The sequence below is a fragment of the Sphingopyxis sp. H115 genome (assembly GCF_001468465.1).
In the GTDB taxonomy this organism is placed as follows: domain Bacteria; phylum Pseudomonadota; class Alphaproteobacteria; order Sphingomonadales; family Sphingomonadaceae; genus Sphingopyxis.
The window spans coordinates 45055-58169 of sequence record NZ_LNSA01000028.1 but is presented as its reverse complement, the minus strand read 5'-3'; the positions used below and the strand labels follow the sequence as shown (position 1 = coordinate 58169).

Below are 13115 nucleotides of genomic sequence, written 5' to 3'. Positions count from 1 at the left end.
ACCCGACCGTCGGCAGGAAGCTCGCCATCGTCGTGTTCGAATAAAGCGGGGTTGAGAGGATTGTCACCGCATTGGGGCCATAGGCCGGGGCGCCGCGCAGGATATGCTGCCAGCGCATTGCGTGGCTGTGGACGATGCCTTTGGGTGTTCCCGTCGTTCCCGACGAATAGATGATATTGAAGCCGTCCTCGGGCAGGATGTCGACCGGCACCGGCCTGGCGCCTGCCAACGACAGCCATGCCTCGATCGGCGTGCCCGCGTCGCTGCCGTCCATCGCGACCAGCTCGCTCGCGGTGATCGCCTGTCCGGCGAGGCTGGCCTTCGCCGCGCCGTCGAGGAACAGGTGGCGCGCGCCGGTGTCGGCGATCATCGCCGCCATTTGCTCACCTGTCGCACTGTTGGTGACGAGCCCCGCGACCCCGCCGGCGCGCAGCGTACCCAGGATCACAGCCATCTGCTCGACGCTGTTAAGTCCCGCGATCGCCGTGCGGTCCCCTTTCCGGAAACCGTCCTGCTGGAGGCGCGCGGCGATTCGGTCGGTCAATTGATCCAGTTCGGACCAGCTCAGCCGCCGCACCGGGTCGGCAGCCGCTACGGCATCGGGACGTTCCACCGCATGGGCGCGGACAAGGTCAGGCAGGGTGGCGAAATCGCCATCAAGCATTTCGATACTGGTCATGGCCTAGGGTTAGCACAGCTGAAAGGCGGTGCAATGCCGGTGGGGCGGCGAGGCGACAAGAAGTTGCGTCGGCGACGGGGGGCGGGAATGGCATCAGCGGATAGTGCCGGTGAAGGCGACAGGAAGTTGCTCGTCGCCATATATCATCCGTTGACGGCGCGCGCGGAACAGCTTGGCCATTCCATCGAGGCTGCAGGCTGCCGGACGCAAATCCTGACGCCGCAGGTGAATGGCCTCCGTCCATGGGTCGATGCCTGTTTCGACCTCCTCCTCATCAACCCCTTTCTCGACTGGCAGGAGCCGTTTCAATTCGTTCGCCTCGCACGGTCGATCGCCGGACGGCGACCGTTGATCGTGGTATCCGATCGCGATTCGCTCGATGACCGGATGGTGGCACTCGGCGCGGGGGCGGACGATGCTGTCGGCTGGACCGGCAATATGCCCGAAGTACTCGCCCGTGTCGCCAGCCTGCTGCGGCGCAGCCGCATCGCCGCCGGCCAGCTTGGCGAGGGCGAATTGCGTATCGACCTGATCGACCGCCGTGTCGAACGCGCGGGGCAGTTGATCCGCCTGCCGCTCCGCGAATTCGACCTGCTCGCCAATCTCGCGCGCGTGCCCGACCGGCCGCTGTCGCGCGATGCGTTGCTCCGCGCGGTGTGGCGGCTCGATTTCGACCCCGGCACCAACCGGGTGGAGGTGCATATGTCGCGGCTGCGCGCAAAGGTCGACCGCGGGTTCGGCTGGCCGATGCTGCATACGGTCAAGGGCGTGGGCTATACGCTCCGCTCGCGCCCGGAAAATTCCCCGCCTTGACGGGAGACTGCCGGTTTTGGCGGGACTTCCCATCGTTCGTCCGGAGCGACGATGACAGAGATGCCCGCTTCCGGTCCCGACCTAACTTACCTGATGCTTTCGGAATATATCTGCAAGCAGGCGGAATTCGTCGGCACGGGGGCTGCCCTTGCGCCAGACGAGCGCGATCGTGCGCCAGTCATGGTCCGAATCGAGCGGACGGGTATCGATGTCGGTATGGTCGAGGATGCCCGCCTCGATCGCCATTTGCGGCAGCATCGTGATGCCGAGCCCGTTGTCGACCATCTGGACGAGCGTGTGCAGCGAGGTACCCATCATGCGCGCGCCGGCGCGCAGTTCGGGACGGTTACACGCAGCGAGGACATGATCCTTCAGGCAATGCCCGTCCTCGAGCATCAGCATCTGCGCCGGGTCGATCTGGTCGGCGCTGACCATCGCGGGGAGATCTTCGGACTGATCGCCGGGGAAGGCGACAAAGAGCGCGTCGTCGAACAGCTTCTCGCTCTCCACGTCCCCGCAGGCATAGGGAAGCGCGAGCAGGACGCAGTCGACGGTGCCGTGGTGCAGCGACTCGCACGCCTGTGCGCTCGGCTCTTCGCGGAGGAAGAGTTTGAGCGACGGGCGTTCCTTGCGCAGCCGCGGTAGCAGACCGGGAAGGAGGAAGGGTGCGATCGTTGGGATAACACTCATGCGCAATTCGCCGACAAGCGGCGCCGAGGCGGCGGCGGCCATGTCGGCGAGTTCTTCGGCTTCGCGCAGCACGCGGTGCGCCTTTTCGACGATGGCGTTGCCGAGCATGGTGAAACGGACGACGCGGCGGGTGCGCTCGACAAGCGTCTGGCCGAGCAGCGTTTCGAGTTCGCGGATCCCCGCCGACAACGTCGATTGCGTGACGTTGCACGCGTCGGCGGCGCGGCCGAAATGGCCGTGCTCGTGGAGCGCGACGAGATATTGCATCTGCTTCAGCGAGGGGAGGTAATTGTGCATTGATCGGATATAGCAATTGACGCTGTGATTTTGAACAAGTCTGTCGATCAAAATTCGCCGCCATTATGGCGGCGTCCGTTGGCGCCCGCCTGCGCGCCGTGATAGCAAGGGCCGATCAACGGACGCGGAGGGGCGGATGGCGGTTTCGCGATTTCTGATCGGTGGCGTGGCGAGCGCGCTGCTGCTGACCGGCGGGCTGTTCCTATGGAAGGGCTATACGCAGATCGCCGAGGAAGAGGTGCTGCCCGAACCGCCACCCGCCTTGCCCGCGATCCCGGTTGCGGCGGCGAATGCGCCCAAGCGCGGGCCTGCGCCGCCGGCCTTGCCTGCCGCGAAAGAGGCATCGCGCGAGGAACGGCGCTTCAACCGCTTCGACCGCGACCGCAACGACCGGATCAGCCGCGTCGAGCTGATGTCGTCGCGCACCGCGGCGTTCCGCAAGCTCGACCGCGACGGTAACAACCTGCTGACCTTCGAGGAATGGGCGGTGGCGACCGGCGAGCGTTTTGCCGGGGCCGATGCCGACAAGTCGGGAGATTTGACGCGCACCGAGTTCGCGACAACGGCGCCGAAACGCGCGGCGAAACCCAAGTGCAGTTGCTGAGGAAGTAGGGACTGGGTGGCGTGTCTGAGCCGACCGATTGCTGACCTCTCCGTCACCGTCACCTCGAGCCGGGGTCCATGGCTTCAGCGCTGCGATGGATCCCCGATTAAGTCCGGGATGACGAAGCTGGGGCTGCGACCCGGACCTAGAGTCTAGGCCGCAACGCCGTCCGCTACCTTCATCCACTGCGCCAACGCCTGACCCGCGCGCCGCGTGTAGCCAAGCTTGCGGTCCTTCTTGCGCACATCCTCGGCAAGTGGCGGGAAGAGGCCAAAATTGATGTTCATCGGCTGGTAGGATGCCGCATCGGCGCCGCCGGTGATGTGACCGAGCAGCGCGCCGAGCGCTGTTTCGGGCGGCGGCGGCGGCAGGTCCCGCCCAGCCAGTTCGGCAATCGCGAAGCGCGCGGCGACAAGGCCGATCGCGGCGCTTTCGACATAGCCCTCACACCCCGTGATCTGGCCCGCGAAACGGATATGCGGCGCCGATTTCAGGCGGAGCTGGCCGTCGAGAAGTTCGGGCGAGCGGATGAAGCTGTTGCGATGGAGGCCGCCGAGCCGCGCGAATTCGGCCTTTTCCAGCCCGGGAATGGTTCGGAACAGTTCGACCTGCGCGGCATGTTTGAGCTTGGTCTGGAACCCGACCATGTTCCACAGCGTGCCGAGCGCATTGTCCTGCCGCAACTGGACCACCGCATAGGGCCAGCGCCCGGTGCGCGGATTGTCGAGGCCGACGCCCTTCATCGGCCCGAAGCGCAGCGTTTCCACGCCGCGTTCGGCCATCACCTCGATCGGCATGCAACCCTCGAAGTAGGGCGTGTCCTTTTCCCAGTCCTTGAAATCGGTCTTGTCGCCGTCGATCAACCCCTGGACGAAGGCGTGATACTGGTCCTTGTCCATCGGGCAGTTGATATAATCCTTGCCGTCGCCGATCGGCCCGACCTTGTCCCAGCGGCTCGCCATCCACGCGACGTCCATGTCGATGCTGTCGCGGTAGACGATCGGCGCGATCGCGTCGAAAAAGGCGAGCGCGTCCTTGCCCGTCGCGGCGCCGATGCTTTCCGCAAGGCTGACGGCGGTCAGCGGCCCCGTTGCGACGATCGTCAACCCCTCGGTTGGCAGCGTGTCGATGCGTTCGCGGACGATGGTGACGTTGGGATGCTCGGCGAGCGCCTTGGTGACACCGCCCGAAAAGAGATCGCGGTCGACCGCGAGCGCCGATCCGGCGGGAACTTTTGTTGCATCGGCCTCGCGCATGATAATCGAGCCGAGCGTCCGCATTTCGCGGTGGAGCAGGCCGACGGCATTGCTGTCGCCGTCGTCGCTGCGAAAGCTGTTCGAGCACACCATCTCGGCGAGCGTGTCGCCCTGATGCGCCGGGGTCATGTCGCCACCCCCGCGCATTTCGGAAAGGCGAACGCGACAGCCGGCTTCGGCGAGCTGCCATGCCGCTTCGGAGCCTGCAAGCCCGCCGCCGATGATGTGGATGTCGTGCGTCATTTACTCTGTCCGTTGCCTTGCGCTTGTTGAGCCACACGGCTTTTCCTCTTGTGCGGGCTCCGGCGCGCACTAGGCCGGTTGCAAACAAGATGCAAAGGGGCGGAGACTATGACGACACGGCAGGGTTGGGATCGGGCGCGGTGGCTGTGGTGGCTGGCGCTGCTTGGCGGGGTCAGTTTCTTCGTGGCGGTGTACGAGCGGCTCGACGGTCCAGCGATCTGGGCGTGGAAGGCAAGCGGCGTCGGTTTCCTGGCGCTGTGGGCGGCGGCGAATGCGCGCGAGCGAACGGGCTGGATGATCGCGGCGGCGCTCGCTTTCGGGGCGCTCGGCGATTGGCTGCTCGACGCGAGGGGGCTCGAGACGGGCGCGGTGGCCTTCGCCATCGGACATATCATCGCGATCACTCTTTATCTGACGAACCGGCGCCCGCAGCTTACGCCTTCGCAGCGCCTGCTCGGCTGGCTGGCGATGCCCGCGACGCTCGCGATCGTCTGGGGCATGTTGAGCCCCGCGCCCGGCTGGTGGCATGCCGCACTTTACTCGCTGTTCGTCGCGGCGATGGCGGCGGCGGCATGGACGAGCCGTTTCCCGCGCTATCGCACCGGGATCGGCGCAATGCTGTTCCTTGCGAGCGACCTGTTCATTTTCGCGGGCGAGGGCGGCGTGTTGTCGAAGGATATCACGCTGTGGCTCGTCTGGCCGCTCTATTATGCGGGGCAAGCGCTGATCGCGTGGGGCGTGGTTTCGACGCTCGCGCGCGAAACGGCGTAGGACCGGGCCTTCGGATAACGTCGCGCATCCGGGCTTTCGGACTGTATATTCCCTATCCGATCCGCATCGTGTTAGAGTGGAAATCGCCAGTTGACGGAGGATAAAGCGATGATAACCAGAGCCTTGCCGCTTCTTGGGGCGCTGATGATGACGGGTATGACGGCGCATGCCTATCCCAGCCCCCCGCCCTATATGCCCTCGCAGAAACCGACGGCCGAGCAGATTAACCAGACTTACCGGCACAAACTCCAGGCGCTCCGAGCCGAGGTGATCGCGACGCAAGAGAGCGACGGAGGCGCGCTGACCCAGGCGCATCGCGCCGCGTTGCAGGAGAGGCTGGACCGCATCCACGCCGACCTGCGCCGTGAAATCCGCGACATCGATGTCTATTCGGTGTCCGCCGAAGGGCGGCGCGTTCGATAGGCGACGTTCGCTAAGCGTCAGGCGGCGCTCGGCGTCCCGTCCCACGCCGCGATCGTCGTGCGGTGAAGCAGGCGGTCGTAGCCGTCGTAGCCGCCGGTCGCGCGGTGGAGGAGCGAACGATTGTCCCACATGATCAGCATGTCGGGTTCCCATGCGTGGCTGTAGCGGAACTCCTCGCGCCCCTGCCACTGGATGAGCTCGTAGAGCAGGGGCAGGCCCTCGGCATCGTCGAGCCCGTCAAAGCCGATGATATAGCCAGCGCAGCCGAATAGGCCCTTGCGGCCGGTTTCGGGATGCGCGCGGACGAATGGGTGGAGCTGTGTTTCGAGCGCCTCCTCATCGGAGCGGATGTCCATGCTGCGACCTGTGTCGTTCGCGCCATACATGCCCTGCGGCGCGTAGCCGGCGCGGGCGCTGTGGATCGCCTGCAAGTTTTCGACGCGCGCGCGCAGGCCAGGGGGCATCGCGTCGAGCGCGGCGTGCTGGTTCGAAAATTCTGTGTTGCCGCCGACGGGGGGGATGGTGATCCCAAACAGGCAGGTTCCCGCGGGCGGGCGTGCCTGGAAGCTCCAGTCGCTGTGCCAGTTTTCGGCGAAGAGCGGCGCGGTCTCATCGGCCCGGCGCTTCACCGCGACGATATGCTCGCGGCCCGGGATCGGGCGGATGAAGGGATCGTCGCCGAACCCGCCAAAATAGCCGGTGAAGCGCTCCAGATCATCCTCGCTCATCTTCTGGTCGGGGAATGACAGGACATGATGGTCGAGCCAGGCGGCGCGGATTTCGGCGACGGTCCCGGGGGCGAGCGGCTGCGTCAGGTCGACACCGGTAACGCGCGCGCCGCAGGACTGGCCGCTTGGGTCTATGGTCAGGGTCATGCGGCGATGCTGCGCCTGTCGGGGCACGCGGTCAATCGTGCGATTTTTTCCGCCGTTATGTCACATCGGCGGCTCCCACTTCGTCAGGGAAGGGAAGACCGCATTCCCGGCGACCGATGAAGAGGAAATGTCATGACCCGTTTGAACGGGAGTCAGGTCGCGCCCGAAGTCGCCAAGGCGCTGTTCGGCGTCCATCATTATGCCACCAAAAGCACGGCGCTGCCCGAGGAGATGACCCACCTGATCTTCCTCCGCGTTTCGCAGATCAACGGCTGTGCGCATTGTATCGACCTGCGCACACGCGACCTGCTGAAGACCATGCCAGCCGACAAGGTGGCTTTGCTGCCCGTATGGCGGGAGGTTCCGCATCTGTTCAGCGACCCCTATCGTGCGGCGCTCGACTGGGCTGAGGAAGTGACCAATGTCAGCACGACCCACGCATCGGACGAAGCATATGCCGCGGCCGCAGCGGCATTCGAGGCCAAGGACCTAGTCGACCTGACGATTGCCATCGCGGCGATGAATGCCTTCAACCGGTTAGGGGCGCCATTCCGGCTTCCCGTGGCCGCAAAGCCCTTACGGCACGATCTCGATCGTTCGCGGCAGGGCGCCCTGAATGATCGTCGAAGCGAGAGCGAGTGGTCCGGAGAGGCTGCGCAGTTCAGCCGGGCGCCATGTTTCCTTTTCTAATCTGGTTGCGGGGACCAAGACGGAGAAAACAAATGTTCCTGCTCAAGAAACTGGCGCTGACGGCGCTGATCGGTGCGAGCGCGATCGCTGCGATGCCGGTCGAAGCCGACGCGCGCGACCGGCATCACCGCCACGGCTATTATGGCGACCGCGACGATTACCGCGATTACCGGCGCGATTATCGCCGTGACTATCGTCGCGATTACCGGCGGAACCACTATCGCGGAGACCGCCGCCATTATTGTCGACGTGGCAGCGGGACGACCGGACTGATCGTCGGCGGCGCCGCCGGCGCGCTGCTTGGCCGCGAGGTCGACCGTTATGGCGACCGCCTGCCCGGCACGATCATTGGCGGTGCTGCGGGCGCGCTGATCGGGCGCGAAATCGATCGCGGCGGCCGTCGCTGCTGATTGGAGCCGGCTGTTCGCGCCGCGCGTTCCATCGGGCCGTGCGGCGCGACACGTCGTTTGCAGCGAATGCATATCGCGGTAGAGTGGTGTCCCGGCGGAGAGGCCCTCCGCCGTTCGAGGAGGCCGCTCATGAAAATGCTCACAAAATTCGCGGTGGCGGCTGGCCTCGGCCTGTCGCTTTCGGCGCTGCCCGTGCAGGGCATCGCCGCGCTCAATCAGGGCGCAAAAGCGCCCGACTTCACCCTGACTGCGGCGCAGGCGGGCAAGGAGTTCAGCTTGTCGCTGAAGCAGACGCTGCGCAACGGGCCGGTTGTGCTCTATTTCTTTCCCGCCGCCTTTACCCCCGGCTGTACGATGGAAGCGCATCTGTTTGCCGAAGCCAATGGCCGGTTCAACCGGCTCGGCGCGCGCGTTGTCGGCGTGACTGCGGGGAACATTCACCGCGTCGCCGAATTTTCGCGATCGGAATGCCGCGACCAATTCGCCGTCGCCGCCGATCCCGGCGCGAAGGTAGCGGCGCGATATGACGCCCTGATGCAGGGACCCGACGGCAAGCCGCTGTCGAACCGCACATCCTATGTCATCGCGCCGAACGGGACGATCCTGCTCAGCTACACCGACAGCAAGCCGCAGGCGCATATCGAAAAGACGATGGCTGCGGTGCGGGCATGGACGGCGCGGCGGCGGTGAGCGGTCGGGCCAATGATGGCCGACCTTCGCGGGGTCATAAGTGAATCCGGCCTTGCCCTGATCCGCGGGTGCCACGAAAACAGCTTCTTTTACGGGGAAAGAAATCGATGGATCGTCGCACCCTGCTGACCGCCGTGCCGGCCGCCGCCTTGTTGCCCGCCGTCGGGCTGGCGCAGGACAACAAGCCGAAGGTCGCCCCCAAACCGCGCGCGGCAGGCGCGTCGCCGGCCGTCTGGGAAGCGGGGGTGGATCGCTTCGTGCGCCCCGATGTTCAGGGCGGCGACCGGCCCGTCGGCGCGAGCTTCGCCTCGCGCACCGCAGCCTATGGCCTGAGCGGCGCCGCAGGTACCGCGCATCCGCTGGCGACGCAGGCGGGGATCGATATCTTGAAGCGCGGCGGATCGGCGGTCGACGCCGCGATCGCGATCAACGCGTGCCTCGGCCTGCTCGAACCGACCGCGAACGGCATCGGTGGCGATGTCTATGCGATGATCTGGGACCCGAAGACAAAGAAGCTTGCGGGGCTCGCCGGATCGGGCAAGAGCCCGCGCGCGCTCGACCTTGCGACGGTCCGGTCGCGTGCGAAGGGCGGGACGCTGCCCGCCTACGGCGCGATCAGCGTATCGGTGCCGGGCGCGGTCGACGGCTGGTGGACGATGCACCAGCGCTACGGGAAATTGCCGTGGAAGGAATTGTTCGAGCCGGTGATCGCGCATGCCGAGGCGGGGGCGCCGGTGCCCGACATGATCGCTTATTATATCCGCCGCAGCCTTGCCGGCTTTCGCCAGCCGGGGCGCGAGATCGAGGAAATCGACAATGCGATGCGGACCTATGGCGTCAATGACGGCAAGGGGCCGGCGGCGGGGCAGGTGTTCCGCAACCCCGACCTTGCGCGCACCTTCCGCCTGATCGCCGAGGGCGGGCGCGACGCCTTTTACGAGGGCGAGATCGCGCGGACGATCGACGCCTATTTCAAGCGGATCGGCGGCTGGCTGCGCTATGAGGACCTCAAGGCGCACAGGTCCGAATGGATCGAGCCGCACAAGACCGGCTATCGCGGCGCCGACGTCTATGCGCTCGGCGCCAACACACAGGGCATCGCGACGCTGCAGATGCTCAATATCCTCGAGAATTTCGACCTGAAGGGCGCGGGTTTCCAGTCGGCGCTGTCGATCCATTTGCAGGCTGAGGCCAAGCGCCTCGCCTATGAGGATCGCGCGCGTTATTATGCCGACCCGCATTTTGCCAAGGTGCCGGTCGAGTGGCTTATCTCGAAGGACTATGCCGCCGAGCGCGCCAAGCTGATCCGTCCCGACCGGCTTCTCACCCCGGTCCATCCGGGGCAGGCGCCGAGCCGCGGCGACACCACCTATTTCAGCTGCGCCGACAAGGACGGGATGATGGTGTCGATGATCCAGTCGAACTTCCGCGGCATGGGATCGGGGCTCGTCGCCGACGGGGTGGGTTTCATGTTCCAAGATCGCGGGCAGCTGTTCAGCTTGGTTGACGGCCATCCCAACATCTATGCGCCCGGCAAGCGGCCGTTCCAGACGATCATCCCGGGCTTCGCGGCGCGCGGCGACGTACCGTGGATGAGCTTCGGCGTGATGGGCGGCGACATGCAGCCGCAGGGGCAGGCGCAGATCATGATCAATCGCCTCGATTACGGGCTGGAAATCCAGGCGGCGGGCGATTCGCCGCGTTGGCATCATGAAGGATCGTCGGAGACGATGGGCGAGGATTCGCCCGGTCTGGGCGCCAATGGCGTGCTGCGGCTCGAGACCGGCGTACCCGATGCAACCAAGCGTCAGCTGGCCGATATCGGCTGGACGCTGGGCGAATCCGACGGCGGGTTCGGACGCTATCAATGCGTCGAACATCGCATCGACGGCGACCGCCGTGTCTATGCCGCGGCGAGCGAGATGCGCGCCGACGGCTGTGCGCTGGCCTATTGAGGGTCGCCGAGCGCGATTTCGCGCGTGATCCCGATCGCGTCCAGAAAGGCCGTATCGTGGCTGACGACGAGCAAGGCGCCGTCATAGGCGGAGAGGCCGGTTTCGACCGCGGTCAGCGAGTCGATGTCGAGATGGTTGCCGGGCTCGTCGAGGATCAGCAGCTGCGGCGGTACGGGCGCGCCGAGGACGCAGGCGAGCCCCGCGCGCAGCATTTGCCCGCCGCTCAATGTCCCGACGATGCGGTCGGCGGCGTCGGCGCGAAAGCGGAAGCGGGCGAGCGCGGTGCGGCACTGGTTGTTCGTGGTCCCGGGATGGCGCGCGAGGAAATTGTCGGCGATCGATAGCGTCGGATCCAGCAGGCCGACGCGCTGATCGAAGAGCGCGAAGGCGACGGGCACGCGCACTTGGCCCTTCCAGGGTAGAAGCGTTCCGGCAACGAGCGCTAACAGGGTCGATTTGCCCGACCCATTGGGGCCGGCGATCGTGACGCGCTCGGGACCCGTGATGGTGAACGACACGTCGCGGATGACCGGCCGGTCCGGGGCATAGCCGGCCGTGACATGGTCGAGCGCGGCGACCGTGCGCGACGCGGGCAGGCCCGTCGAGGCGAGCCCGACCGCGAGCGGGTCGACGATCTCGATCTTGGCGCGTGCGGTCGAGAGCTGGTCTTCGGCGGCGCCGCGCTGGCGTTCGGCGAGGCGCTGGTTGGCGCCGACGCTTTCCTCCGCGCGGCGTTTCAGCGTGCCGAGCAAGATCGCTGGTTCGTCGCCGCGCGCTGCCTTGCGACGACCGCTCGAATCGCGCCGGGCCTGTCGTTCGGCGGTGACCTGCGCTTGCCGCCGGATGCGGCCGAGCTCCTTTTCGGCGCCGGCCAATTCGGCTTCGGCGGCCGCCTGTTCGATGGCCTTGCGTTCGCAATAGGCGCTCCAGCCGCCGCCGTAGCGCGCGGCGCCCAAGCCGGTCAGTTCGACGATCGCGTCCATTTCCTCGAGCAACTCGCGGTCGTGGCTAACGACGACCGCACCGCCGCGCCAGCGCGCGAGCAGGTCGCGCACCGCCCGCCGTCCTTCGCGGTCGAGATTGTTGGTCGGTTCGTCGAGCAGCAGGAAATCGGGCGCGGCAAACATCGCGCCAGCAAGTGCGGCGCGGGTCCGCTGCCCGCCCGACAGTTCGGCAAGCGGCGTGTCGGCGGGCACGGACAGGCCGACGTTCGCGAGCGCTTCGTCGATCCGCGCCTCGAGCGTCCAGTCGGCTTCGGCGATTTCATCAACCGTCGCCTCCCCCGCTTCGGCCCTGCGGAGCAGCGCGAGGGCGGCACGGGCTTCGAACAAGTCGGCGACGCTCTCGTGCGCGCCGACCTGCACCGTCTGGCGCAGCATCGCGATGCTGCCGTCGATCGCGATATGGCCTGACGCGGGTGCGAGCTCGCCGGTCAGCAGGCGCAGCAGCGTCGATTTGCCGACGCCGTTGCGGCCAACGATGCCGGTGCGGTCGGGCTGGAGCTGGAGGCCGAGGCCGGAAAGGACGGCGCGACCGTCGGGCGTGGACCAGTAAAGGTCGGAAACGGTGATGGCGGGCATGGACAAAGCTTTCCTGAAGGCAAGGCGGGTTAGGCTGCGTTCAGTTGCGATCCATGGTCCTGCATACTCCGTTCGAGGGTCAGAGGTCCCATTTAGGGTTTATGCGGCGCCGCGGCAAGGGTCAGAGCCAGCCGATATGTTTGAAGCGCCAGAAGACGAGGCCCGATCCGCCGAAGATAAGCGCGAGCGCCAGCGGGTAACCCAATGACCAGTCGAGTTCGGGCATGAATTTGAAATTCATACCATAAATCCCCGCGATCGCCGTCGGAACGGCGAGGATCGCGGCCCAGGCGGCGAGCTGGCGCGTAATGACGCCCTGGCGCTGCTGTTCGAGCATGCCGTTGGTTTCGATCACCGACGCGGCGATGTCGCGAAGCCCCGACAACCGGAATTCTGCGCGCTGCACATGGTCCCACACGTCGCGAAAGAAGGGACGTACCGCGGGGTCGATATTGGGCAGGTCGTCGTCGGTCGCGAGGCGCCCCGCGACCTCCTTCATCATGCCGACGAGGCGCTGGAAACGGATGATCTCGTGCCGCTGTTTGTAGAGATGCCGGATTTCCTCGGCGTCGAGCGGGGTGTCCATAACGCTGTCCTCGACGACGAGCATTCGATCCTCGATCGCATCGATCACGGGGAAATAGCCATCGACGATGAAGTCGAGTACGGCATAGAGGACATAGTCGGGGCCGTGCGCGAGCTTCGCGGGCAAGGATTCAAGCCGGGACCGGATGTCGGTGTGCGTGCGCGCCGAGCCGTGGCGGACGCTCACGAAGAAATGGGGGCCAAGGAAGAAGGCCGTCTCGCCCGGCTGGATCGTGTCGGCGTCGAGATTGGCGGTGCGCGCGATGATGAAAAGCTGGTCGCCATAGACTTCGATCTTGGGCAGCTGGTTCGCTTTCAGCGCATCCTCGACCGCGAGCGGGTGGAGGCCGAAGCGTCTGGCGATGCCGGCGAGTTCGTCGGGCGCCGGTTCGTACAGGCCAAGCCAGAAAAAATCGCCCTCGTCGCAATCTTCCGGGATCGCCTCGTCGGGACCCAGGTCGCGGACGAGCTTGCCGTCATGATAGACGCGGGCGGCCATGATCGGCATGTGACGGAAACTCCCTTGCTGTGGGCGCCGATATAAGCCGCGCCGG

At 66.0% G+C, this 13115-nt stretch carries 14 protein-coding genes; 8 read left to right on the top strand and 6 right to left on the bottom strand.

The genetic code is table 11. The features are described 5' to 3' along the window. Positions 1 to 679, bottom strand: a 679-nt coding sequence (locus ATE71_RS17155) for a class I adenylate-forming enzyme family protein (protein ID WP_152998821.1), incomplete at its 3' end; no start/stop codon positions are given. A gap of 87 nt (positions 680 to 766) precedes the next feature. On the opposite strand from ATE71_RS17155, the gene ATE71_RS22950 reads away from it, so the two are divergent. Next, a complete protein-coding gene (locus ATE71_RS22950) occupies positions 767 to 1492 on the top strand; it encodes a response regulator transcription factor (RefSeq protein WP_235588061.1) in 726 nt (241 codons plus the stop codon). 81 nt (positions 1493 to 1573) lie between these two features. Here the strand turns inward: ATE71_RS22950 and ATE71_RS17145 are convergent, their stop codons facing one another. Further along, positions 1574 to 2479, bottom strand: coding sequence for a hydrogen peroxide-inducible genes activator (locus tag ATE71_RS17145; protein WP_058804539.1), 906 nt, complete (start codon positions 2477 to 2479; stop codon positions 1574 to 1576). A gap of 136 nt (positions 2480 to 2615) precedes the next feature. On the opposite strand from ATE71_RS17145, the gene ATE71_RS17140 reads away from it, so the two are divergent. Then, a complete protein-coding gene (locus ATE71_RS17140; protein WP_058804537.1) occupies positions 2616 to 3083 on the top strand; it encodes a hypothetical protein in 468 nt (155 codons plus the stop codon). A 152-nt stretch (positions 3084 to 3235) separates the two neighbouring features. On the opposite strand, the gene trmFO is transcribed toward ATE71_RS17140, so the two are convergent. Then, a complete protein-coding gene (gene trmFO / locus ATE71_RS17135) occupies positions 3236 to 4582 on the bottom strand; it encodes a methylenetetrahydrofolate--tRNA-(uracil(54)-C(5))-methyltransferase (FADH(2)-oxidizing) TrmFO (protein WP_058804535.1) in 1347 nt (448 codons plus the stop codon). A gap of 108 nt (positions 4583 to 4690) precedes the next feature. Between trmFO and ATE71_RS17130 the strand changes: the two genes are divergently transcribed. Together ATE71_RS17130 and ATE71_RS17125 are read left to right on the top strand one after the other, a co-directional pair. After that, positions 4691 to 5353 carry a lysoplasmalogenase family protein gene (locus ATE71_RS17130; RefSeq protein ID WP_058804533.1) on the top strand — a complete coding sequence of 221 codons (663 nt, stop codon included), beginning with the start codon at positions 4691 to 4693 and terminating at the stop codon, positions 5351 to 5353. 90 nt (positions 5354 to 5443) lie between these two features. Further along, positions 5444 to 5776 (top strand): hypothetical protein, encoded by a 333-nt coding sequence (locus tag ATE71_RS17125; RefSeq protein ID WP_152998820.1) that lies wholly within the window; start codon positions 5444 to 5446, stop codon positions 5774 to 5776. A gap of 17 nt (positions 5777 to 5793) precedes the next feature. Here ATE71_RS17125 and ATE71_RS17120 read toward each other — a convergent pair whose 3' ends face one another. Next, the gene (locus ATE71_RS17120; protein WP_058804529.1) at positions 5794 to 6651 is read right to left on the bottom strand and encodes a TauD/TfdA dioxygenase family protein; all 858 of its coding nucleotides are present in this window, start codon (positions 6649 to 6651) and stop codon (positions 5794 to 5796) included. A gap of 132 nt (positions 6652 to 6783) precedes the next feature. On the opposite strand from ATE71_RS17120, the gene ATE71_RS17115 reads away from it, so the two are divergent. The 4 genes from ATE71_RS17115 to ATE71_RS17100 all read left to right on the top strand — a co-directional run bounded on the left by ATE71_RS17115 (position 6784) and on the right by ATE71_RS17100 (position 10396). After that, positions 6784 to 7341 (top strand): carboxymuconolactone decarboxylase family protein, encoded by a 558-nt coding sequence (locus tag ATE71_RS17115; RefSeq protein ID WP_082665275.1) that lies wholly within the window; start codon positions 6784 to 6786, stop codon positions 7339 to 7341. A 32-nt stretch (positions 7342 to 7373) separates the two neighbouring features. Beyond that, positions 7374 to 7751: a glycine zipper 2TM domain-containing protein gene (locus ATE71_RS17110; RefSeq protein WP_058804528.1), complete on the top strand. Its 378-nt coding sequence runs from the start codon at positions 7374 to 7376 to the stop codon at positions 7749 to 7751. Positions 7752 to 7880: 129 nt separating this feature from the next. Further along, the gene (locus ATE71_RS17105; protein ID WP_058804526.1) at positions 7881 to 8441 is read left to right on the top strand and encodes a peroxiredoxin; all 561 of its coding nucleotides are present in this window, start codon (positions 7881 to 7883) and stop codon (positions 8439 to 8441) included. Positions 8442 to 8548: 107 nt separating this feature from the next. Next, positions 8549 to 10396, top strand: a complete 1848-nt coding sequence (locus ATE71_RS17100) for a gamma-glutamyltransferase family protein (RefSeq protein WP_058804524.1) — start codon at positions 8549 to 8551, stop codon at positions 10394 to 10396. Here the strand turns inward: ATE71_RS17100 and ATE71_RS17095 are convergent. After that, positions 10390 to 11976: an ABC-F family ATP-binding cassette domain-containing protein gene (locus ATE71_RS17095; protein ID WP_058804523.1), complete on the bottom strand. Its 1587-nt coding sequence runs from the start codon at positions 11974 to 11976 to the stop codon at positions 10390 to 10392. The two genes, ATE71_RS17100 and ATE71_RS17095, sit on opposite strands and share 7 nt — an antisense overlap. 121 nt (positions 11977 to 12097) lie before the next feature. After that, positions 12098 to 13069: a magnesium and cobalt transport protein CorA gene (locus tag ATE71_RS17090; RefSeq protein WP_058804521.1), complete on the bottom strand. Its 972-nt coding sequence runs from the start codon at positions 13067 to 13069 to the stop codon at positions 12098 to 12100. Between the last annotated feature and the right edge of the window lie 46 nt (positions 13070 to 13115).

Coding starts and splice junctions, on each gene's coding strand:
- ATE71_RS22950 (WP_235588061.1), top strand. CDS start 767: ATGGCATCAGCGGATAGTGCCGGTGAAGGCGACAGGAAGTTGCTCGTC.
- ATE71_RS17145 (WP_058804539.1), bottom strand. CDS start 2,479: ATGCACAATTACCTCCCCTCGCTGAAGCAGATGCAATATCTCGTCGCG.
- ATE71_RS17140 (WP_058804537.1), top strand. CDS start 2,616: ATGGCGGTTTCGCGATTTCTGATCGGTGGCGTGGCGAGCGCGCTGCTG.
- trmFO (WP_058804535.1), bottom strand. CDS start 4,582: ATGACGCACGACATCCACATCATCGGCGGCGGGCTTGCAGGCTCCGAA.
- ATE71_RS17130 (WP_058804533.1), top strand. CDS start 4,691: ATGACGACACGGCAGGGTTGGGATCGGGCGCGGTGGCTGTGGTGGCTG.
- ATE71_RS17120 (WP_058804529.1), bottom strand. CDS start 6,651: ATGACCCTGACCATAGACCCAAGCGGCCAGTCCTGCGGCGCGCGCGTT.
- ATE71_RS17115 (WP_082665275.1), top strand. CDS start 6,784: ATGACCCGTTTGAACGGGAGTCAGGTCGCGCCCGAAGTCGCCAAGGCG.
- ATE71_RS17110 (WP_058804528.1), top strand. CDS start 7,374: ATGTTCCTGCTCAAGAAACTGGCGCTGACGGCGCTGATCGGTGCGAGC.
- ATE71_RS17105 (WP_058804526.1), top strand. CDS start 7,881: ATGAAAATGCTCACAAAATTCGCGGTGGCGGCTGGCCTCGGCCTGTCG.
- ATE71_RS17100 (WP_058804524.1), top strand. CDS start 8,549: ATGGATCGTCGCACCCTGCTGACCGCCGTGCCGGCCGCCGCCTTGTTG.
- ATE71_RS17095 (WP_058804523.1), bottom strand. CDS start 11,976: ATGCCCGCCATCACCGTTTCCGACCTTTACTGGTCCACGCCCGACGGT.
- ATE71_RS17090 (WP_058804521.1), bottom strand. CDS start 13,069: ATGCCGATCATGGCCGCCCGCGTCTATCATGACGGCAAGCTCGTCCGC.